This window comes from candidate division WOR-3 bacterium (assembly GCA_039801085.1).
Classification (GTDB): Bacteria; Hydrothermota; Tepidihabitantia; order Tepidihabitantales; family Tepidihabitantaceae; genus JAOABP01.
The window spans coordinates 479980-502368 of sequence record JBDRTY010000002.1 but is presented as its reverse complement, the minus strand read 5'-3'; the positions used below and the strand labels follow the sequence as shown (position 1 = coordinate 502368).

The window sequence follows — 22389 nt, the reverse complement described above, 5'->3', positions numbered from 1 at the left end:
CTTGTTATCTGTCTTTTCCCGACATCGGAAAAAAGTTAATCTTCACCGCCTCCCGGACTAACGCCATTGTCCTCTCACCTTCAGCCCGGGCACGAGCGGTTCCGTTCTGCAGGATGTCCCAGACCAGATCCGGATTTTTCTCCAGTTCTGCCCGGCGCTCCCGGATCGGCTCCAGAAACCGGATCAGCACCTCGGTCAAACGCCCTTTACACGGGACACAGCCGATCTTTCCTGCCCGGCATCGTGCTTCAATCTCAGACACCTCATCTCGATTAAATGTCTGATGATAGGCATAGACAACACACACCTCCGGATGACCCGGATCGGTCGGGTGAATCCGTGCCGGATCGGTCACCGCCGTTCCCACCTTCCGCTTCACCTCAGCCGGGGTATCCGAAAGATAAATTGCGTTGCCCAGACTTTTGGACATCTTCGCATTGCCATCCAGTCCGATCAGCCGGGGATTGAGAATCTGCTCCGGCTCAGGAAATACCGGCGCATAAATTGCATTGAACTTGCGCGCAATCTTTCTGGTCAGCTCAATATGCGGTGCCTGATCCTCTCCAACCGGCACCAGGTGCGCCCGGCAGAACAGAATATCTGCCGCCTGACTTACCGGATACCCCAGAAACCCGTAGGGCATGGATTCCTCAAAATTATACTGCCGTGCCTCGGTCTTGATTGTCGGATTATGTAAAAGCTGCTGCACGGTAACCAGGTTGGCAAAAATAACAGTCAGTTCGGCAATTGCCGGTACCATGGACTGAACAAAAATAGTCGCCTTCTCGGGATCAACGCCGCAGGCGATATTGTCCATTGCTACATTCAGCACATCCTGACGCAACCGCTCCGGCTGATCAAAATTGGTGGTCAGTGCCTGAATATCGGCAATGATAATGAAGGTATCATACTGATCCTGAAGCTGCACCCGGTTAGCAACTGAGCCGACATAATGCCCCAGATGCAATGGACCGGTGGGACGGTCACCAGTGAGAATACGTTTTCTTTCCATTTATCCGATTATACGGAGAACAGAAACAGGGTCAAGAATTAAGAGAACACAATATGCCTTAATCGCAGAATTTCTCCCACCTGACAGTTTTCCCCGTCATAAAATTAGAGCCTGCCTGCAGGGCTTTTTAACGTGTCAATTTAACCGGTACCGGTATGCTTAAGACTTCTAATCTCAATTACTTGAAATAATGTACCCGAGAGAGAAGACATTTACGGTCATATGCCGTTCTCTGCCATAACAAGACCGCTTGACCGCTCCGGCAGCACTCCGGTAAGCCCAGCCTCAGGAAAAAATTCCTGCCTGTCTCGTGTGCGTTCATCCGGTATGATTTGACTGATACATTCAGGCAAATAAAATTGTGCTGATGGACCGCTACCTCCTGCTCATACTTGCTTTTATTTTCATAACCGGCTGTGGTGACCGCCAGAAGCAGCCGGCCGCGGGCAGAAAAATCATTGTAACCTTCTGGCATGCGATGGGCGGACCGCTCGGAGATGCACTGGAGGCAATGATTCAGGAATTCGAAACTCAGCATCCGGAAATTGACATTCAACCGGTATCAATGGCAAACTACTCCAGCCTTTCCCAGAAGCTGATGGGTGCTGTTCAGGTCAACGCCCCTCCCAATCTGGCTCAGATGTATGAATCCTGGACGAGCCAGTTCTATGCACTGAACAAACTGGTGCCCGCGGATTCACTCATCCATACCGCTGACGGTCTGACACCAGAGGAGCTCGCCGATTTCTTCCCTGCATTCATAGAGAACAACACCTGGAACGACCGGCTGGTGACCCTGCCCTTCAACAAATCAATCCCGGTCTTTTTCTACAACATTGAGCAGCTCAAACAGGCCGGCTATGAGCAGTTTCCCCAAACCTGGACTGAACTCCGGACCATGCTCAGACACCTGACCAGCCGTGAGACCGGGAGATACGGTAGTGCCGGCATTGTCAACGAAGGAGTTTTCGGCACTCTACTCCTCCAGCAGGGTGGCAGGTTTCTCAATGAAAGCACCGGCATGCCTGAATTTAACTCCCGGGCCGGGGTGTATGCTGCCCGGTTTCTGGCTGCACTGGTCAACGAAGACTCCAGTGTCTACTACGGTGCCGGCTACGAACCCCAGAACGACTTTCTTGCTGGCAGGATCGCCTGCATTCAGTCCACCTCGGTCTCCTACGCCTTTCTCAAACCGAACCTGACCTTCCGGCTTGGTATTGCGCCTCTGCCTATTGAAGGCCGACCCGCAGTAATCGGCTATGGCACCAACATCGGCATCTTCCGCACCGGAACCCTAGAACAGCTCGCCGCCGCCTGGAGGTTTGTCAAATGGTTTGTCGAGCCGGAGCAGCAGGCAAAATGGGCAGTCCGGACTGGCTATGTACCGGTGCGACGCAGTGCGCTTGCGCACCCCGAATATCGGAAATTAATGGCTGAACTTCCCGGACTGGAACTTGCCCTGAAACAGCTGGACTACCTCGCATTTGAACCGAAAACTGAAATCTGGTTTGCCGGCAGAAGGATTCTCGGTGACGCCTTGGAGAAAATCATCCGCACCGGAACCGATGCCCAGACAGTACTTGACGAAGCTGCCCGGCAGATCACCGGGGCAAACAGAAAATGACCCGCCATCAAATCGTCAGATTAACGTTTACTGGCGCTGTTCTGATTACCCTCACCCTTTACGCCCAGCCGGTACCAATTCGCTGGGCAATTGAGGATGTGGACGGCGACGGCAAGCCCGACCGCCGTGGACAGGTAGCCACTCTCACCGGTATTGTCACCGCCCCCGACTCACTTTTTGACACCCGTTACACGGACATCTATATTCAGGACACCAGTGCCGGCATCAATGTCTTCAGCTTCACATTCCAGAATGCCGATCTCGGAGACAGCGTGCTCGTAAACGGACGGATCGACTGGTACCGGGGCAAAACCGAGCTCACCAACGCCACAATCACCGTTCTGGCAAAAAACCGCCCCCTGCCTGAACCGAGACTCCTCACCTGCCGCGAAATCAACCGCGAACTTTATGAAGGTGAACTAGTGAAGATCCCCGGTGTCCGCATCAGCAGCCTTTTCCTCCAAGCCAGCACCAATTACATCCTGGAGGACTCAACAGGCACCACTCAGGTCTGGATCGATGCTGAAACCCCTCTGCCCGGCTTCATATGCTATCCGGACACCTTCACCCTCATCGCCATCAAGAGTCAGTATACCGGTGATACCACCCAGCCGCTCACCGGCTATCAGCTGCTGCCCCGGTTCCGCACCGACTTCTCCCGCTCGGCAGAAAGTGTTCCTCTTTTTACCATTGCTCAGGTCCAGTCGCCCGGTCCGGATGGCGTCACCCCCCAGCTCCTCAATCAGTGGGTCCGGGTTCAAGGCCGGATCACCGGTCCGGCACGGGTATTTACCACCGGCACTAACACCAGCCTTTACGTTCAGGACCAGACCCGTGGCATCAACATCTACCACTGCGCTACTGCCGCTGAACAGTCCCGCTACCTTGATTCGCTGGGCACTGAACTTGCCATCATCGGCAGAGTCACTGAGTACAACGGGCTCACAGAAATCGCCGATGGCGCAATCTGGGTCACTGATAGTATGCCTCAGCCTGTCCAGCCCCGCATCCTTCCCTTTAATACCCCGCTCACGGAAGCGATGGAAAGCAATTTGCTGACGGTAGTCGGGGATGTCGTTGCGGCACCAGTGCGCTCCGGCTCCGGCTGGAACCTGACGATCAAGAACGGAACCCCGGCAATCGCAATCCGGATCGGCGATAACACCGGGATTCCGGTAAACTGGCTCACCACCGGCAGACGTCTGCGGATTACCGGCATTGTGGGCCAGTATGACTCCGAAGAACCCTATAATACCGGTTATCAGCTGCTTCCCCGGTTTGCCGCCGACATCATCGATACGACCGCTGCCTTTGAACCGGCAGAAAAACTGACTATCGACACCATCTTCCCCAATCCGTTTGTGCCTGAAAACGGTCAGTATCTGACCCTGCAGTTTAACTCACCGCGCACTGGTTACCGGCTGACTGTGGAAATTTACGACCTCCGAGGCCGGCGGGTGCGCCAGTTGTTAAGAGATGCGCCCGGCGGTTATTATGATCTCAAATGGGACGGCACTGATGACCGGCTCCGTCCTCTGCCCGCCGGAATCTATCTGCTGAATATCCGCGCTGCCACCAGCAACGGCACTAACGAAACCTGTACCCGGCCCGTCGCCTTAGGCGTAAATCTGCGCTGAACCGGCGCCGGACGAAAATACCCGCGATCAGCGTCAACAAATAAAAAAGCACCACCCGGTCCCCAAGAATCCGGTAAACGGTCGGGCCGAGCGGCTGCGGCACACTGCCGGAAATCACCGTCTGCTCAAACAGCCGGGTCTGCTTCAGCACCCGGCCATACGGATCAACAATGAACGAAATGCCGTTATTTGCTGAGCGCACCATCGGCACTCCATTCTCGGCCGTGCGCATTACCGCCAGCTCAGCGTGCTGATAGGCACCGGGCAGCCTGCCAAACCAGCCATCGTTTGTTACCACCACAAGCAGCCTTGCCCCCCGGTGCACAAACTCCCGTGCGAGGTCCGGAAAGATCGCCTCATAACAGATCAGCCCGGACAGCAAACCGACCCGGGATTGGAAGACCGTGTATTCCCAGCCCCGATCCCAGTTGCCCATATCTGCGGTGCCAATCAGCTTCCGGATCACCGGCAGTTCATCGCTGTAGGGAATCTTTTCAGAAAACGGTACCAGCCGGAGTTTGTAATACCGCTGAGTAATCGGCTGCCGGGGCTGGACCAGCACCGCCCCGTTGTGCCAGGAACGGTGACTGTCATCGTAGACCGGTGTGCCGGTAAAAATCTCCAGATCGAGGGAGTCTACCAGCCGCTGCAGCATCGGACCCATCTCAGTGGAATGGGTGATGTCTACCAGCGTTGCCGTCTCCGGGAAAATTAACAGTGCCGGCTTCCCTTCTGCTGCCTGCCGGCTCAGCCGGAAAAGATCCTCCTGAATTCTCTGCCGTGAATTCAGATCCCCCTTGTCGAACGGTGACACATTCGGCTGAACAACTGCCACATTAAACCAGTGGCGGCAGGGGCGCATCCGGACCAGCCCGAAACCGGCCACAACAAGAAAAACTGCCACCAGCCCGGCAAGATATTGCCACCGCCGGGGACGGAAAAGCAGTCCGTAAATCAGCAGATTCACCAGCACCACCCAGAGCGAAAGCAGATACACCCCGCCCACCGAGACGATCTGAATGAAAACAGGCCAGGGGGTCATTGTGTAACCCAGAAAATCCCAGGGAAATCCGATCTGCCCTCTGGTTTTCAGAAACTCCAGCAACACCACCACGAACGGTGCACTCCAGAGCCCGAACCACCGCACCCCAACTGCCACTACACCCCAGTAAAGCCCGAGATAGCCGAAAAGCAGAACCACACCGATGTTCAGCAGAAACCGGGTCACCGGCTCTACCGGCACGACAAGAAACCACAGCCACCACAGATGGAACATTGCGGCAAAAAAACCGAAAAGCCATCCCCAGAAAAAGGACCGGCGGGAACGCTCGAGCACCCAGAAAAGTGGCACCAGGGCAAAAAAGGCAAGAAACCGGAACGGAAAAGGGGCAAACGCCAGACTCAGCCCCGCTCCGGCGAAAAAGAGCAGGACGATACGGCGCCAGTTAGCAACCCGGACTGGCATCTGCCCGAACAGACGGTTGACCGCTCAATCCAAACCCTCCCTGATCTCGGATTCCAGCCGCACCTCGGCCCCAGTCGCATTGGACCGATAGAATGCATCAGCAATCTGATTTATGAGGAGCGCATCTCCGACTGCCATTTCGGGCGGGACATCGTTGAGTAACGACTCCACCCAGTTTTTAATCAGCAGCTCATAAGCCCGGCGCACTGGGGCGCGAGTCGTCACCGGTGGTGTGACATTGACCAGCCGACCATGGATCTCGCGGGTTATTGTCAGCGGGTCTATCACTGCTGCACCCTGAGTACCGAAAAGATTACAATAGACAAAATCCCGTTCCAGGAGCAGACTCCAGCCCACCTCCAGAGTCATGACCAATCCCGAATCAAACCGCAGCAGGGCAAATGCGGTATCCTCAACAACCTGCTGTCCGCGCTGATGATTTTTGCGGTGGGATCCTGCCACACCAATCACGGAAACCGGCTTTGCCGGTGCCACCAGCCAGAGGGCGGAATCCAGAAGTGCGCTCCCCAGATTGAGAAATGCGCCTCCACCCGCAAAATTCCACTCCTGCTGCCAGCTCATCGGTGACCACTGCCGTCTGCCCCGGAGCCACCCGGTCTTCGCATAATACAGCTGCCCCAGATCTCCGCGCAGCACATATTCGCGGACGGTCTGGACATCGATGCGCAATCTCGTAACCAGACAGGGCATCAGACGACGCCGCTCCCGCCGGGCGGTTGTCACCATCTCCCGGACCTCAGCGGCATTCATTCCCAGCGGCATTTCGCACAGCACATCCTTCCCGCTTTCAAGCGCCGCAATGGTCATCGGGGCGTGAAGATAATTCGGGGTCGCAATCACAATGGCATTGATATCCGGTTCATCCTTCAGCCGGTCAAAATCGGTGTAATACCGCTTGACATTGTAACGGGCACAGAGGGTGTGGAGCTTGCGGATATCAGAGTCACACAGCGCCACAAGGTCAACCGCCGGATGAGATTTCAGTGCCGGGAGAAGCGCCACCTGAGCCTGAACACCACAGCCTGCCAGTGCCACCCGGAGCCGGCCGTTCATTGAGCGCGAACGAGCACCCGCCTGCCAGCCAGAATAAGCCGGTCTTCGCAGAACAGCCGGACCGCCAGGGGATACGCCTGATGCTCCTCAACCAGCACCCGTACCGCCAGCGATTCCGGCGTATCTTCATCCCGCACCGGAATCGCCCGCTGGACAATAATCGGACCGGCATCCAGATCGCCAGTGACAAAATGGACGGTGCAGCCGGTAACCTTCACTCCATATTCAATCACTGCCCGGTGCACCTCCAGCCCCTGCAGTCCGGCAAATGCCGGCAGCAGTGAGGGATGGATGTTCATGATCCGCATCGGAAACCGTTCAAGAAAACAGCCGGTAAGAATCCGGTTGAAGCCTGCCAGACAGACCAGATCAATCCCGTAAGGCTCAAGCAGCCTGATCACCTCAGCTTCAAAATCTCGCCGCTTCCGGAACTGCCGGTGATCAACCACCGCCGTGCTGATCCCGTAGTTTTCCGCCCGGGCGAGCACCGGCGCGTCCGGCACATTTACCACCAGGATTTTCAGTTCGGCAGGAAAATCCGGATGCTGACAGGCACGGGCGAGCGCCTCAAAATTGGTCCCCCGGCCCGATGCCAGCACTGCGATATTCTTTTTTATTGCCACCTAATCAGTGTATTCAACGATAAACTGCTGTCAACCCGCACTCAATTTGGAACCGGCACCCTGCCATAACTGCCGGCCGAACCGCTGACCGCGATTAAGCCAGTGCCTGAATCAATGCCTCAGCAATAATTGCAATCTCATCGGCGCGAATGGTGCGGAAGTCAAGCAGATATTCATCCTGCACCACCCGGCCGAAAACCGGCGGCCGGAACAGGCGCATCCGCCGTGCCAGCTCATCCACACTGATATTAACCGGCTGGACCGCCACTGCGACTGACTCCAGACTTTCGGTTGCCAGCGAACCACCGCCCACCTCCGCCCGGGTCGGTTTGATCTCAAACCGCGCCCGGCCTGCCAGCCGTTTCTGCACCGCGTTAAGCAGCTGTCGCGCCTGCTCCTGCATCTCGGCTGGCGACTTGAGTAAAATCTGGAACAACGGATGCTCACGCATCACCCGCTCCTCATCAAGAAACAGCTCCAGCGTCCGCTCCAGAACCGCATAAGTCAGCTTGTCACAGCGCAATGCCCGGGTCAGCGGATGTTTCTTCATCTTCGAAATCAGCTCCCTTTTCCCGACAATGATCCCTGCCTGACCGGCACCGATCAGCTTGTCTCCGGAAAAGCAGACCACATCCGCGCCGGCAGCGATTGACTCGCTTACTACCGGTTCCTTGGGCAGCCCGTACCTGGAAAGGTCAAGCAGCGCTCCGGATCCCAGATCATCAATTACCGGAATTGAGTACTTCCTGCCCAGTGCCACCAGCTCCTCCAGCGGGACCTCCTTGGTGAAACCGATAATCCGGTAATTTGAGGTATGAACCCTCAGGATCGCTCCGGTCTCCGATGTAATCGCATTTTCATAATCCCGGAGATGAGTGCGGTTAGTCGTTCCCACCTCCACCATCCGGCAGCCGCTCTGGAGCATCACATCCGGAATCCGGAACGAACCCCCGATCTCAATCAGCTGCCCGCGGGAGACAATCACCTCCCTGCCTTTGGCAATCGTGGAGAGAATGAGCAGTGTCGCTGCACAGTTGTTATTCACCACCAGTGCCGCCTCTGCACCAGTCAGTTCGCAGAGCAGCGGCTCAACATGCTGATACCGGCTGCCGCGCCGGCCGTCAAGCAGATTGATCTCCAGTGCCGAGAAATGCTCACTGACATCAATCAGTGCCGCCTGCGCCACCTTGGGCAGCGGTGCCCTTCCCAGCCCGGTGTGCAGGACCACTCCCAGCCCGTTGATCGCCCGGGTCAGGGTCGGTTTGCGGGCAACAAGCAGCCGGAGTTCCAGTTCCTCAAAACTGAATTGAGTATCCCTGCCGTTGATAATTTCGCTGCGCACCTCCTGGAGATAATCCCGGATAATCCGCTTGATGAGCCGGGGATGAAGCGTTCCCGCCGCCTGCCGGACCCGTTCATCATTAAATAGCCTTTCCACTGCGGGCAGCTGCTGCAATCTCGCCTGTTTCTCGTTATCCAGCAGCACCTTCACCTCACCAGTTTCTGGCGGATAAATGTTGCCCGGCGCTCATCCCGCTCTGCCGGTGTCAGCTTCTCGCCGATAATCACCTGCAGATTTGCCGGCCGGATGAGCACCAGCAGCTGGGAAACCTCGCTCATCTTCAGCTCATTGATGATACCCAGGATCACCCCGAACCGCACGGTCGCCAGTAGATTAGTTGCCTCATCCGACGAGATGATGCGTGCCCCGCGCAGAATCCCGAGCGACCGGAATACTTTGTCCTCAATCTCCACCCGCAGGTTATGCATCAGATATTCGCGCGCCTTCCGCTCGTAGTCGATAATCTGCCGGCTGACGCTAGTCAGCACCTCAATGATCTCCGCCTCTGACTGCCCGAGGGTCCGCTGATTGGAAATCTGAAACAGATTACCCCGGGTCTCGCTGCCCTCGCCGTAAATCCCGCGCACCAGCAGTCCGACCGCATATGCCCCGCGCAGCACCTTCTCAATTTCGCGCGTCAGCACCAGTGCCGGGAGATGCAGAAATACCGAGGCTCTCATCCCGGTTCCCAGATTGGTTGGGCAGGCGGTCAGAAATCCGAACTCCTCGGAAAATGCATATTCCAGCTGGGTCTCCAGCCTTTCATCCAGATCAGCTGCCAGCTTGAAGGCAGTGGCAAAATCCAGACCCGCAGCCAGCGCCTGAAACCGCAGATGGTCCTCTTCGTTAATCATTACACTCAGCCGTTCATCAGTGGAAACAAACAGCCCCCGCGGGCTTCTGCTGGCAATAAAATCGGGCGATGCCAGATGCCGTTCTACAAAATAAAGACCATCATCCTGCCCCAGCATCCCCGGCTCAAAAAACTTGCCCTCCTTTAGATATCCGCTTTCCTCAAGTGCCCAGTGCACCGTATCCAGCACCAGCTCCGCCTCACTGAACTTCATCCTCCCAGGAAAAGGTACATCCTCGATATTCCGGGCAAACCGGACCCGGGTTGAAATCACCACATCTCCCTCCGGTCCGGTATCACTCAGCCATGCCCCGACCTTTTCCGGCACCAGATTCATGATGCACCCTCTCCTTCTGCCCGTTTCAGCCGGTCACGCAATAACGCCGCCCGCTCATAATCCTCATCCTGAATCGCCTGTTCCAGCTCCGCCCGCAGCCGCGCCAGCTCCAGCCGCTCCTGCGCCCGTTTTCTCCCCCTCTGTCTTCCCTTGCCCACATGCTGCACCGAGCCATGCAGACGGCGCACCAGTGGCGCTAACAGCTCGGCAAAAGTCCGGTAACATTCTGCACAGCCGAGCCGGCCCGATTTCTTGAAATCGGCATAACTGAGCCTGCAGCGTGGACATACCCTTGTCTCATCCTGCTCCCCGACCTTCGCCTTGAGCTCTGCCAGAATTTCGGCTGCGTTCTTCTTCAAATCCTCCACACTGGTAAACCCCCGCTTCTTGGCACACTCCGCACAGATTGCCAGCTCGGTCGCCCGGCCCTCCTTGTCCAGCTGCCGGACGCTCAGTGACGCCTCCCGCTTACCGCAAAGATCGCAGATCTTCACCGTCTTGCCTCCTTCAGCCATCGCTAACCCAGCTTCCCGTCCTTCAGTTCCAGTTTCCGGTCTGCCCGTCCTGCCACCCGCTCATTATGAGTCACGACCAGCATCGTCCTGCCGTTGTGGCACAGCCTGACCAGAAGTTCAACGAGCATCTCGGTTGACCGGCTGTCTAGGTTGCCGGTCGGCTCATCGGCAAACACGATTGCCGGTGAATTTGCCAGCGCCCGGGCGACCGCCACCAGCGCCCGTTCCCCACCGGAAAGTTCTGCCGGCTTGTGCTGCCACCGGGTAACAAACCCGACCTCCTCAAGCACCGCCTCAGCCTGTGCCAGCGCCCGTTTTTTCTCAACCCCGGCAACGAGCAGCGGTATCGCCACATTTTCCATAACGGTAAACTCGTTCAGCAGATGATGAAACTGAAACACAAAACCAACCTTCCTGCTTCTGAACTCCGGCAACCTATCTTCAGGATACTGGAAAATATCGCAGGAATCAAGCACCACCCGCCCCCGGTCCGGCCGGTCCAGCCCGCCCAGAATATGCAGGAGTGTTGACTTGCCTGAACCCGATGGTCCGACAATCGCTACCAGCTCACCCGGCGCCACGGTCAGATTCACCCCCTTGAGCACCTCCAGCCGTTCCGGTCCGGTCTGAAAACTACGCCAGATATCCTCGGCAATCAGCACCGGCGCAGCGCCTCCTTTTTCATTCATAGCGGATCGCCTCCACCGGTTGCAGTCTTGCCGCCCGGTATGCCGGATAGAATGTCGCTACAAAGGTAATTACCAGCGCCGATGTGCAGACAATGGCAAAATCCTGCCACTGCATCTGTACCGGCAGATTCTTGATGAAATACACATCTCCGGGCAGATTCACAAACCGGTAACGGTTCAAAAGCCAGGATACCACAAACCCGAAGATCGCACCACCCGCAGTTCCCAGGATACCGATCATCAGCCCGACCAGCATGAAAATCCGGGTGATGCTCGGTGAGCGGGCACCAATCGTCTTCAGGATTCCGATCTCCCGGGTCTTGCGCATGACCATCATCGTCAGCATCCCGACGATGTTGAACGCTGCCACGAGCACAATCAGCACCAGCACAATGAATGTCACCACCTTTTCCAGCCGCAATGCGGTAAACAGATTCTTGTTCTGGGCGATCCAGTCGGTTGCCCGGAACGGTACCCCCAGCACACTGGCAACCCTTCTGGCAACCCGGCTCGCATCCAGCGGTTCAGAACACCGCACTTCATATCCGCTCACCACCCCCCGCATTCCCAGAAACTGCTGCAGATCCCGCAAACCGACAAACACAAAACTGGCATTGTATTCATACATCCCGGCATCAAAAATCCCCCGCACCCGGAAGGTCTTCGTCCGGGGCAGATAACCGACCGGTGTTGCGGTGCCAGCCGCCGGCGTAAAGAGCACAATCTCATCGCCGACAAAAACGCCCAGACTCCGCGCCAGCTCACTGCCGATCACCGCGCCGGCGGAATCCAGCGCAAATTCGCCCTCAATTACACTGCCCGCAAGCTGGGTCATTTTCCTTTCCAGCTCCGGCTCTACACCCTTGACCACACCGCCCTCCACCAGCGACCCGGCTCGGATCAGAATCTTCGTATAGATGAAAGGTGCCACTTCAACAACACCCGGCACCTGCCGGATTTTGCGGACGAGTGAATCCTGTTCACCCTGATAGGCCACCGGCTGGTAACCGAACTGGGAAACCGTAATATGGGGTGATGCACCCAGAATCCGGTCCCGGAGCTCCTTGTGAAATCCATTTTCCACTGAAAGGACAATGATGATCGCCGCTACCCCGACAAACACACCGCCCATTGCGATCGCACTCGGACCGGAAAGCAGCTGCCGGCTCCGGCCCCGGAGATAGCGCCGGGCGACGAAAAACTCAAAACCGGAAATCATCCGCTGGCTTTCTTCAGCTGGGGAAAGAGAATCACATCCCGGATTGAGTCCTGATTGGTAAACAGCATCACCAGCCGGTCAATCCCAATCCCTAATCCACCGGTCGGTGGCAGACCGTATTCCAGTGCAGTGCAGTAGTCATCATCCACGGTGGCAAACTCCTCATTCCGCTTCACCCCCTCAATAAACCGCTCCCGCTGCTCCAGCGGATCGTTGAGCTCGCTGAAGGCATTGCCGATCTCCATCCCGCAGACCACCGGCTCAAACCGTTCCACCAGCCTCGGGTCCTGCCGGTGCGGTTTGGCGAGCGGGGTCGTCTCCTTCGGATGGTCAAGGACAAAGGCCGGCTCGATCAGCCGGTCCTGAATCAGTTCGCTGAACAGCTTGTCCAGCAGCTTTGCCCGCGTCGTCCCAGGCTTGACATCAATCCCGGCGGTCTGCGCCGCCGTCCGCAGCTGCTCATCGGTCAGCTCCAACGGGTCGGCACCGAGCCTCTCCCGGAGCGCCTCAACAAACCGCACCCGCTGCCATGGTTTGCCGAAATCCACCCGCTGACCGCAGTATTCAATTTCAGTGCTACCGAAAAGGCTCTGCGCCAGAAACCGGAACAGCTCCTCGACCAGCGCCATCATATCATGATAATCGGCATACGCCTGATACAGCTCCAGCTGGGTAAATTCCGGGTTGTGGGTCCGGTCCAGCCCCTCATTCCGGAAGTCCTTGCCGATCTCATAGACCCGCTCCAGACCGCCCACGATCAGCCGTTTGAGATACAGTTCATCCGAGATCCGGAGAAACATCTCCTGCTCCAGCACATTGTAATAGGTAACAAACGGCCGGGCAGCGGCACCGCCATAAATCGGCTGAAGCACCGGCGTCTCCACCTCAACAAAACCCCGCTCATCCAGAAACTGTCGGATCAGCCGGATGATCCGGGAACGCAGTTCAAACACCCGCCGGGATTCGGCATTGACAATCAGATCCACATACCGCTGCCGGTAGCGCTGTTCCACATCCCGCAGTCCGTGAAACTTCTCCGGCAGGGGCAGAAGCGACTTGCTCAGCAGTGTCCACTCCCGGACATTGACAGTAACCTCACCGGTCTTCGTCCGGAAAACCTCCCCTGCCACGCCGATGATATCACCGATGTCCACCAGCTCCAGCTGTTCGTAATTCTCTGCTCCCAGCACATCCTGCCGGAAATAAAGCTGGAGCCGTCCCGCGCCATCCAGAATATGGGCAAAGCGGGTCTTGCCGTGCCGGCGCCAGGACATCACCCTGCCGGCAACCCGCACCTCTTTCCCGTTCAGCTCCTCAAAACTGCCGATCACCTCCTGACTCAGATGAGTCCGCCGGTAGTGATAGGCATAGGGCAGAATACCACCTGCCCGCAGCTGATTCAGCTTCTGCAGCCGGATTTCCCGCTGCTGTAAAGACGGTTCAAAATCATCCGGTAGCTTTGCTTCGTTCATATCGGGCTAAATATATCCGAACCGGTGTCAAAGTCAAAAAACATTGCCTTTCACCACTGGACAAAAACCGGGTTCTGGGCTAAACTTTTATCCAATGTCCCGGATCCTCTGCCTTGATTACGGTGAAAGGCGCACCGGTGTTGCCATCTCAGACGAAACCCGCACTATCGCCCAGAGTCTCACAACCATCACCCACAAGAACGACGAGGAGCTCATATCTGCGGTCAGCCGGCTGGTGAAACAGTATGAGATTGACCTGATTGTGATCGGTCTGCCGCTGAGCCTTTCCGGCAAACCCAGCAGCCGTAGTGAAAAGATCCGCCTGCTCGCCTCCCGTATTGCCCGTCAGCTCCATCTGCCGGTGGAACTGTTTGACGAACGCCTTTCCACCCGCTATGCCCAGCAGATTTACACCGAAGTCCACGGCATTCCGTTCCGGCAGCGTCCTGGTGCCGAATCACCGCTCGACCGCATCGCCGCCACGATCATCCTTGAGGACTACCTCAACTGGATCCGGAGCTGCCGCAAGGCAACTGGAGTCCGGGAATGACAATCCGTTTCCTGCTCTGCGCCCTGCTCTCCCTCTGCCTTTTCTGCTCCGAACCGGCTCCCCCCGACTACACCGGACCGAAACGGGAGGTGGTCATCAAACCCGGCATGTCAATTCTGGAAATTGCCACCGCCCTCAAGGAAAAGGGCATCATCAGCTCCGCCCTGATCTTTCAGCTCATTGCCCGGCTTGACCGCTATGACCAGCGCATCCAGCCCGGCCGCTACCGGTTCATCCCCAACTCCGATCCGAAACTGGTACTCAAGATGCTTGCGCGCGAAACCCCGGCATTCCTCTTCGTCACCATTCCGGAAGGAGCAACCACCCGCCAGATTGCGAAAATCCTCGCCGAAAACGGCATCTGCCCGGCAGACTCCTTCCTTACCGCCTGCGCCGACACGGCGCTATTGCGCTCCCTTGACATTCCCCTTGCCACTGCTGAGGGCTGGCTCTTTCCCGAGACCTACGAATTCCAGACCGGCTCTGACCCCCGTCACCTCGTCCGCCGGCTCGTCCACCAGTTCCGCGCCACCTATGAATCGCTCCGCCGGGAAAGCCGGACCGCCCTCAGCGAACCGCAGGTGGTGATACTGGCATCAATCGTGGAAAAGGAGGCGCGGGTACCGGAGGAGTTTCCGGTCATCGCCGGTGTCTTCCTCAACCGGCTCCGGCGCCACATCCCGCTCCAGTCCTGTGCCACGGTCCAGTTCATCCTGCCCCAGCCCAAGGAACGGCTCTCCAATGAGGACCTGAAGATTGATTCCCCTTACAACACCTATCTCCACCCAGGACTTCCGCCCGGACCGATCTGCAACCCAGGCAAACAGGCGCTGCGCGCGGTCCTGCATCCCGCAGAACACAACTACCTCTTCTTTGTCGCCCGCGGCGACGGCACCCACATATTCTCCCGCACCCCGCAGGAGCACGAGGCGGCACTCCGCCAAGTCCGCTCCAAATAGCCGGATTCCTCAAGCGATTCCTGGTTTTGTAAGGATATGGTGCCTTATATAGATATTATAGTAAGTTAAACACAATATGTTGTGGTGGGGGCATGCCCCGGGCTCGTACCCGGGTTAGCCCGGATTTAAGCCGTCTGCCTTCTGCCCACGATAACCACAAAGCTGGCACCGGGGTGAAACCCATCTCTTGGCTCATCGCCGGCTGTATCCTCACCCGGTCCGGAAAACAGGGCGGAGATGGTGCGGACAACCTCAAAACCAGCCTGCCGGGTGAGCCGGACAACCTCCTCGTAGTCATAGAACCGTGCCCGGCTGAAGAGCGGATGTCCGGCTTCTGCCTTGCGGAGATACAACCTTCCCCATTTACCACCACGGTCCAGATAGGCGTTGACCAGCATCCCGCCGGGCTTGAGCACGCGCCGGATTTCCAGAAGCGCCCGCCCGGGTTCAGAAAGAAACTCCCAGGTGGTCAGGAGAAAAACGGTGCCGAACTCACCATCAGGGAAAGGCAGGTTCTCGGCAACCGCCCGAACCGTCCTGATCCCCCGCGCCTGTGCCAGTTTGAGCATCGCTGCGGACGGGTCAACACCGAGCGGAATGCCGAGCGCCTGCGCAAACCTGCCCGTGCCAACTCCGACCTCAAGCCAGGGGTGGGGCAGTTCCGCCACCACCCGCCGCAGCGCTGCCAGCTCAACCGCAAACGCCTCCCTGCCCGGCGGCTTATCATACCAGGTATCGTAACTTTCTGCATAGCCGTTGAAGGGGCTGTCTGGCATTTTTAGTTATCTGAGAATCAGCACTTTGACGCACGAACCGCTGTCCGGAGTTGTGATATTCACAAAATATATCCCCGGTGCCAATCTGTTATGTGTCCAGTAGTAAACACCCGAACCGGCAGCCACATTGAATTCTGTTTGATCCACCAATCTGCCCGCCACATCGCTGACCTCTAACCTGAGCTTTCCCGGACTGCAAGCATGATAGTAAATGGCCGCCCTGCCCTGCACCGGGTTGGGAAAAACTTGGGTAATCACTCCGCTATCAGCGCGCTCCAGAGATTCTCCCAGCCAGATGTTCGGGAAAAAATTACCTGCAGAATCGGTCTTGACAAAACAGGACATATTTGCATACCAGCCGTAGAAAACGAACCCGCCATCAAGCGCCGACCGGATGCGATAAATATAGCTCCACTCAATGGTGCCATCGCCGATGATACGCTCCCAGAGAACTTCACCCGAACCACTGAACCGTATCAGCCAGATATATAATGTATCCCGACCCTGTCTGTGACGCAACATATAGGATCCGCCAGCAACACAACCACCATCTTTAGTCGGAGCAACCGAGTTCGGCGCCTTTTCTGGCGGATGAAGGTAAACCACCCGCCACCGCTCATTACCCCAGCGGTCAATTTTCCACACCCAGACACCGTCCTTGGGAGTCCAGCTGGTCCCCCCGCAGGCAATAAAACAGCTGTCCGAGGTCTCACAAATATCATTTATTACCGGCAAATCCAGACTTTCGTCCTTAAAGAAGCGTATCCAAAGGATATTGCCATCATCATCAGCCCGCGCCATGCCCGCCAGCTTCTCATTGCCAGCCCAGCCTGCCACTGCTAATATGTAACCGCCGAATGATACCTGTCTGATATAACCGTAACCAATAAAAGTATCATTCCCGGACGCAGCCATCTTTACCCATGTAATGTTACCATCCCGGTCAAATTTCCACAGTTCTCCGTTTTCATGCTTCATACTCCTCACTGTAACTAAAACCCCCGAGTCTCGGGTAGGAGATATCGAATTAAACACGAATTCCGTGTCCGGGAAGAACCTCATCCAGCGCAGATTACCCAGCGAGTCAAGCTTAGCCAGTGTTGTTCTGCCAACCGTTGATTCCGGGCAACTGTAAACCCAGAGGCAGGAAACGGCAAAATTACCATCCCGCAGAATACAGACATCTTCAGAAAAAACCCCACCAGGCAAAACCGGGCTGTAGGTTTTGAGCCACAGGGAGTCACCACTGGGAGAGAGCCGATACAGGGCAGCAGGTGTCCTGCCATGAGGGTTATTGATTAAAACTCCACCCCAGAGGAGATAACCGGAATCTCCAAGCACTGCGATGGAACTGGGCCAGAAACCGTTCAGTAGACGAAAGAAACGCGGTATCGCACTCAGCGGCTGCAAAAATCCGAGCAGCATAACTAAAACCGCCGAGTAATGTAATTTCAACCGAGCCAATGGTGTCATTATCCCCTCTGATTAATGGATAACCGTAACCTTGCCTGCCGTCACCCCGGCAGAGGTCTCAAGCCGCCAGTAATATATGCCGGTTTGCCAATGACCGGTGTCCAACCGCAGAACACACCTGCCGGAAATTGGGCATTCACTTAATCGCTTCATCACTGTGCCCGCAACACTGAACACCGTGAGATTTACGGATCCGGATACATCATTAACAACGATCTGATATTCTCTGCCCGAGGGCAGAAGCATAACCGACGGCAGAGCAGATATCCTATCGACAGACTGACTTCCATCAGGTTCCTGGGAATCATAATAACACCAGAATTGGGGTTCGTTATCTCTGCCAAACACCGCATAGAAGGTATCCCCAGCCTGACAAAGTGCGGCTCCCCAATCTACCTTGTCCCTTCTCGGATCTTCCCACGGTAAATTCTGCCGGCGTGCCCATGAACCTGGTGGTCCTGACGGTGCATACCAGCGCTCAAAAAAATTTATTTCATCTGAATCTCTACCATGGAGAAGCCAGAGCAGTGTGGTCGCATCCGGAGTGGGAGAACCGGTTTCAAGACCGCGTCCTGCTGCTATTGCGGTTCCAGGACCGGTTGCGTGCCCATAAAAGTTAGCCAGCCGAACCCACCCCCCATATAGGCGAAAGGGTGAGCACACTGCTAACAATCAAGATTTTCAGGTGTCTCATTTTAGCCTCCCTTGCCGGGAATTAATGACACCATTGGCTCACGGATACTATATAATAAATTTTCAATATGTCAATAATGGATTTACAATGCCGGACGTATTTCATCCTGCCATCAGAAGACCAGCACCTCATAGCCCTGCTCAATATAACGGGCAACGCTCGGATGGCCCTCAAGCTCATTGCACAGATTCAGTCCCTGCTCTCTGACCGCCGGCACAACCGTGTTCTTGCGGGCGCAGGCTTCACAGACACAGTCAATAATGCCCGCATTTTTCGCCTTCTGCCACAGAGCGGCAAAGGGCTTGGTCTCATTGCGCAAAAGCGAGACCTGCTTGGTCGCATCACCCTCAATCACAACCCTCACCTCCCAGCCCTGCGCCTGCATCCCCAGTCCGTTGAGCAGACAGTGGGCAAACACCACTGGATCCGAATTAAAGGCAAAGATGGCAACCCGGCGTTTTTCCATTTTCAGCTCCTTTCTGAATAAAATTACCACTGCTCTGCCTCACTGTCAACGGTAGCGGAAGGGATTTCTCCACTCCGGTCGAAATGACCAAGAACGAAGGCGCATTCGGACCGGAATTACTCCTTCTGTCATTCCGAGCGCAGTCGAGGAATCCATTTCCGGTCACTGTCTGCCTGAAGACCGCAACCGAACATCCGCCGTGCTTGTCTTGCCGGGTTCACAATGTTTAATAATTTCCGATGCGGGCGATGGTGTTGCGCAAGATCGCACCGGTGGAAACTGCACCGCTGGAGGCGTCCGAACTGCCCGTTCCGGAACCCGGTCCGGATGAACTGCGGGTCCGGGTCCTTGCCTGCGGTGTCTGCCATACCGATATCCATGAGATTGAGGGTGACATAAAGGTCCCGCGCCTGCTGCTCATTGTCGGACACGAGATTGTCGGCATTGTTGACAAGCTGGGCGAGAATGTGTCCCAGCCACCACCCGGCACACTGGTCGGCATCCCCTGGCTTGCCGGTGTCTGCAGAACCTGTCAACACTGCCGTAAGGGCAGGGAGAACCTCTGTGAAAACATCCGGTTCACCGGTTTTCATACCGATGGTGGATATGCCGAGTTTACTCTCGTCCGCGCCGGCTTCTGCTATCCCCTGCCCCGGAAAATCCCTGTGCCAAATCTCGCACCGCTGCTCTGTGCCGGTGTGATCGGCTACCGGAGCCTGAGGCGGGCGCAGATTCAGCCTGGCGACCGGGTCGGGCTGTGGGGCTTTGGCGCCTCTGCCCACATCTGTCTGCAGATTCTGAAATACTGGCGCTGTCCGGTTGCGGTCTTTACCCGCAGTCCGCTTCATCAGCAGCACGCCCGGGAACTGGGCGCTGACTGGGTCGGCAGTGCCGATGGACAGCCGCCCTTTACCCTGGACGCCGGGGTTATCTTTGCCCCGGCAGGCGAACTGGTGCCGAAGGCGCTTGCCTGGCTGGAGCGGGGCGCAACCCTTGCCCTTGCCGGCATCCATATGAGCCCGATCCCGGTGCTGGACTATGGTTTGATCTACCACGAACGGCAGCTAGTTTCGGTTGCCAACAGCACCAGGCAGGATGTGATTGAACTGCTCCGGCTGGCAGAGGAAGTTCCGCTTCAGACCACCGTCACCACCTTTCCGCTTGAGCAGGCAAACGAAGCCCTGCTGGCGGTCAAGCACAGCCGGATCAATGGCGCCGCGGTGCTCATCCCGGCCGGTGTTTAATCTTGACCCGCAAATCCGACCGGCAATAATTGAGGCGTGAACACAAATATCAAAAATCAGAACGGCTATCTGAGGAAACTGCGCGCCTCATTTCCCCGGCTCGCAAAAAAGCACGGCACCCCGCTGTTTGTCATCAGCCGCACCCTGCTTTTAGCCCAGCTGGCAAAGTTCCGCAAGCTCCTGCCCCGGGTGGAGCCGTTCTATGCGGTCAAGGCAAACCCGAACCCCGAGGTGATCAAAACTCTTGCCCAGGAGGGATGCGGATTTGATGTAGCGTCTGAACCGGAGATTGAATGGGTACTTGCGGCAGGTGCGGATCCGAAACGGGTGATCTTTGCCAATACGGTCAAACGGCCGGAGGCGATTAAATATGCGATCCGGCGCCGGGTCCGGCTCATGACCTTTGACTCCGAATATGAGCTGAACAAGATTGCCCGCCATGCACCGCAGGCGCAGGTGGTGGTCAGAATCAAAGTGCCGAATGTCGGCTCGGTGGTGGAGCTTTCACTCAAATTTGGTGCCGAACCGGCGGATGCGATTCCCCTCCTGCTCAAGGCAAAAAAACTCGGGCTGGAACCGGTTGGTATCTCCTTCCATGTCGGCTCCCAGTGTCTGCAGGGTAATAACTATCTTGACGCCCTTGAGCTCACCCGGATGATCCTGACCGAGGCAGAAAACAAGGGTCTGAATCTGAAACTGGTGGACATCGGCGGCGGATTTCCAATCCGCCATTTTGATACCGACCCGGACTGGTTTGCCGATATCGCCCCCGCACTCAATATGGAACTTGCCCGGCTTTTCCCGGATGATGTCCGGCTGATCGCCGAGCCGGGACGGGCGATTGTCGGACCAGCGGGCTTTCTGCTGATGTCGGTAATCGGCAAGTCGATTCGCAATAACAAGCACTGGTATTATCTTGATGATGGTGTGTATGGCGCACTTTCGGGCACCGTTTTTGACCATTGCAAATATCAGTTTGCAACTCTGAAGCAGGGACCGACCCAGCTCACCACCCTTGCCGGACCGACCTGTGACTCGCTGGACATCATCTCCACCGCCGAGGAACTGCCAGAGCTGGAGCTGGGGGATCTGGTGTATGCCCAGAATATCGGTGCCTATTCCATTGCCCATGCAACCCACTTCAACGGCATTCCGCCGGCAAAGACCATTTTTGTCCCATAGGAGGTGAAAAATGAAGAAGAAAAATTACCGTTACCGTCCTGATCTCAGCGAACTGCCGGACTGGCTGCGGAAACGCCGGACCCCGCGCAAGCATCTCTATCTCTCCGGCAAGCGGATTCTGCCCGAAGGTATCACCGGCAAAGAGTCAGCGGTCTATCTGATTGAAGAAACCTTTCTTGCCTACAACTCTGCCCGGCTCCGTCAGGCATGCCAGCTGTTTGTCCAGAAGATGCTCAAACCGAAGACAATCATCGGCATGTCGCTTGCCGGTGCCCTTACCCCTGCCGGTCTCGGCTGTTCCTGCATTGTCCCCCTGATCAAAGCCGGATTTATTGACTGGATTGTTACCACCGGTGCCAATATGTATCACGACCTGCACTTTGCCTTCAACTTTCCACTCTACGCGGGTTCCCCTGCAGTTGATGATGCCGATCTGCGCAAGAATGATGTTGTCCGAATTTACGACATCTTCCTCGGTTACACCGACTGTCTCTGTGCCACCGACGAAATCCTGCGGAAAATCCTTCTCCAGCCCGAGTTCCAGAAGGAGATGGGCACCGCTGAATTCTACCATTATCTCGGGAAGTACGCCGCCGAATACGAGGAGAAAAACGGGCTTAAGGATGTATCGATCCTTGCCGCCGCCTACCGCTATGGCGTCCCGGTCCACACCAGTTCCCCCGGTGACTCAACGATCGGAATGAACATTGCCGGACTGGAACTCAAGGGGCTGAAACTGCGCATCAACCCGTCAATTGATGTCAATGAAACCACATCCTATGTGCTCTATGCCAAGCGTTCCGGTGGCGAGTCCGGAGTCGTACTGGTCGGTGGCGGTTCGCCGAAGAACTTCATGCTCCAGACCGAACCTCAGATTCAGGAGATCCTGATGCTGCGCGATGTCGGTCAGGACTACTTCATCCAGTTCACCGATGCCCGGCCTGATACTGGCGGACTTTCCGGTGCGACCCCGCACGAGGCGGTCTCCTGGGGCAAGGTGGATCCGAACCGGCTGCCGGATGCGATCGTCTGCTATCTGGACGCAACCGTGGCACTGCCGCTCTTTACCCATTATGCGCTGGCAAGGCACAAACCGCGCAAGCTCCACCGGCTCTATGACCGCCGGGTAGAAATGATGGAACGGCTGAAACAGGAGTTTTTCCAGCACACCCGGATCTGAAGC

Annotated in this window: 21 protein-coding genes; 7 read left to right on the top strand and 14 right to left on the bottom strand. The window is 56.5% G+C overall.

The genetic code is table 11. The annotated features are described in order from the left end of the window. Positions 1-4: 4 nt before the first annotated feature. Positions 5-1012: a tryptophan--tRNA ligase gene (gene trpS / locus ABIK48_06600; GenBank protein MEO0021826.1), complete on the bottom strand. Its 1008-nt coding sequence runs from the start codon at positions 1010-1012 to the stop codon at positions 5-7. Positions 1013-1379: 367 nt separating this feature from the next. Here trpS and ABIK48_06595 point away from each other — a divergent pair, with 367 nt between their 5' ends. Together ABIK48_06595 and ABIK48_06590 are read left to right on the top strand one after the other, a co-directional pair. Then, positions 1380-2636 (top strand): ABC transporter substrate-binding protein, encoded by a 1257-nt coding sequence (locus tag ABIK48_06595; protein MEO0021825.1) that lies wholly within the window; start codon positions 1380-1382, stop codon positions 2634-2636. Beyond that, positions 2633-4273 carry a FlgD immunoglobulin-like domain containing protein gene (locus tag ABIK48_06590; protein MEO0021824.1) on the top strand — a complete coding sequence of 547 codons (1641 nt, stop codon included), beginning with the start codon at positions 2633-2635 and terminating at the stop codon, positions 4271-4273. The genes ABIK48_06595 and ABIK48_06590 overlap by 4 nt, the downstream gene beginning before the upstream one ends. Here the strand turns inward: ABIK48_06590 and lnt are convergent. From lnt to lysS, 9 genes are all read right to left on the bottom strand, one after another. Beyond that, on the bottom strand, positions 4224-5738 hold the full coding sequence (gene lnt / locus ABIK48_06585) for an apolipoprotein N-acyltransferase (GenBank protein ID MEO0021823.1): 1515 nt from the start codon (positions 5736-5738) through the stop codon (positions 4224-4226). The genes ABIK48_06590 and lnt overlap by 50 nt on opposite strands. Positions 5739-5762: 24 nt before the next feature. Beyond that, complete coding sequence (locus ABIK48_06580) at positions 5763-6812, bottom strand: Gfo/Idh/MocA family oxidoreductase (GenBank protein MEO0021822.1); 1050 nt, start codon at positions 6810-6812, stop codon at positions 5763-5765. Continuing rightward, complete coding sequence (gene purN / locus ABIK48_06575) at positions 6809-7435, bottom strand: phosphoribosylglycinamide formyltransferase (GenBank protein MEO0021821.1); 627 nt, start codon at positions 7433-7435, stop codon at positions 6809-6811. Before purN ends, ABIK48_06580 begins: the two co-directional genes overlap by 4 nt. 94 nt (positions 7436-7529) lie before the next feature. Further along, positions 7530-8921, bottom strand: a complete 1392-nt coding sequence (gene selA / locus ABIK48_06570; GenBank protein MEO0021820.1) for an L-seryl-tRNA(Sec) selenium transferase — start codon at positions 8919-8921, stop codon at positions 7530-7532. A 2-nt stretch (positions 8922-8923) separates the two neighbouring features. Further along, positions 8924-9967 (bottom strand): protein arginine kinase, encoded by a 1044-nt coding sequence (locus ABIK48_06565; protein ID MEO0021819.1) that lies wholly within the window; start codon positions 9965-9967, stop codon positions 8924-8926. Continuing rightward, entirely contained in the window at positions 9964-10461 is a 498-nt protein-coding gene (locus ABIK48_06560; GenBank protein ID MEO0021818.1) for a UvrB/UvrC motif-containing protein, read from the bottom strand. The genes ABIK48_06565 and ABIK48_06560 overlap by 4 nt, the downstream gene beginning before the upstream one ends. 23 nt (positions 10462-10484) lie before the next feature. Beyond that, complete coding sequence (locus ABIK48_06555; protein ID MEO0021817.1) at positions 10485-11171, bottom strand: ABC transporter ATP-binding protein; 687 nt, start codon at positions 11169-11171, stop codon at positions 10485-10487. Further along, positions 11164-12390: a lipoprotein-releasing ABC transporter permease subunit gene (locus ABIK48_06550; protein ID MEO0021816.1), complete on the bottom strand. Its 1227-nt coding sequence runs from the start codon at positions 12388-12390 to the stop codon at positions 11164-11166. Before ABIK48_06550 ends, ABIK48_06555 begins: the two co-directional genes overlap by 8 nt. Then, complete coding sequence (gene lysS / locus ABIK48_06545) at positions 12387-13862, bottom strand: lysine--tRNA ligase (protein MEO0021815.1); 1476 nt, start codon at positions 13860-13862, stop codon at positions 12387-12389. The genes ABIK48_06550 and lysS overlap by 4 nt, the downstream gene beginning before the upstream one ends. Positions 13863-13956: 94 nt before the next feature. Here lysS and ruvX point away from each other — a divergent pair, with 94 nt between their 5' ends. Both ruvX and mltG read left to right on the top strand, forming a co-directional pair. Continuing rightward, entirely contained in the window at positions 13957-14412 is a 456-nt protein-coding gene (gene ruvX / locus ABIK48_06540) for a Holliday junction resolvase RuvX (GenBank protein ID MEO0021814.1), read from the top strand. Then, on the top strand, positions 14409-15371 hold the full coding sequence (gene mltG, locus ABIK48_06535; GenBank protein MEO0021813.1) for an endolytic transglycosylase MltG: 963 nt from the start codon (positions 14409-14411) through the stop codon (positions 15369-15371). Before ruvX ends, mltG begins: the two co-directional genes overlap by 4 nt. A gap of 125 nt (positions 15372-15496) precedes the next feature. Here the strand turns inward: mltG and ABIK48_06530 are convergent, their stop codons facing one another. From ABIK48_06530 to ABIK48_06515, 4 genes are all read right to left on the bottom strand, one after another. Beyond that, positions 15497-16147 carry a class I SAM-dependent methyltransferase gene (locus tag ABIK48_06530; protein MEO0021812.1) on the bottom strand — a complete coding sequence of 217 codons (651 nt, stop codon included), beginning with the start codon at positions 16145-16147 and terminating at the stop codon, positions 15497-15499. A 6-nt stretch (positions 16148-16153) separates the two neighbouring features. Then, positions 16154-17572, bottom strand: a complete 1419-nt coding sequence (locus ABIK48_06525; GenBank protein ID MEO0021811.1) for a T9SS type A sorting domain-containing protein — start codon at positions 17570-17572, stop codon at positions 16154-16156. A gap of 60 nt (positions 17573-17632) precedes the next feature. Next, complete coding sequence (locus ABIK48_06520) at positions 17633-18283, bottom strand: hypothetical protein (protein ID MEO0021810.1); 651 nt, start codon at positions 18281-18283, stop codon at positions 17633-17635. 143 nt (positions 18284-18426) lie between these two features. Continuing rightward, on the bottom strand, positions 18427-18780 hold the full coding sequence (locus ABIK48_06515) for a DsrE family protein (protein ID MEO0021809.1): 354 nt from the start codon (positions 18778-18780) through the stop codon (positions 18427-18429). Positions 18781-19028: 248 nt separating this feature from the next. Here ABIK48_06515 and ABIK48_06510 point away from each other — a divergent pair, with 248 nt between their 5' ends. The 3 genes from ABIK48_06510 to speY are packed head-to-tail and all read left to right on the top strand — an operon-like array spanning position 19029 to position 22386. Next, positions 19029-20024, top strand: coding sequence for a zinc-dependent alcohol dehydrogenase family protein (locus tag ABIK48_06510; protein MEO0021808.1), 996 nt, complete (start codon positions 19029-19031; stop codon positions 20022-20024). A gap of 36 nt (positions 20025-20060) precedes the next feature. Then, complete coding sequence (locus tag ABIK48_06505; protein MEO0021807.1) at positions 20061-21206, top strand: type III PLP-dependent enzyme; 1146 nt, start codon at positions 20061-20063, stop codon at positions 21204-21206. Between the two features lie 10 nt (positions 21207-21216). Beyond that, positions 21217-22386: a deoxyhypusine synthase gene (gene speY, locus ABIK48_06500; GenBank protein ID MEO0021806.1), complete on the top strand. Its 1170-nt coding sequence runs from the start codon at positions 21217-21219 to the stop codon at positions 22384-22386. Positions 22387-22389: the final 3 nt, after the last annotated feature.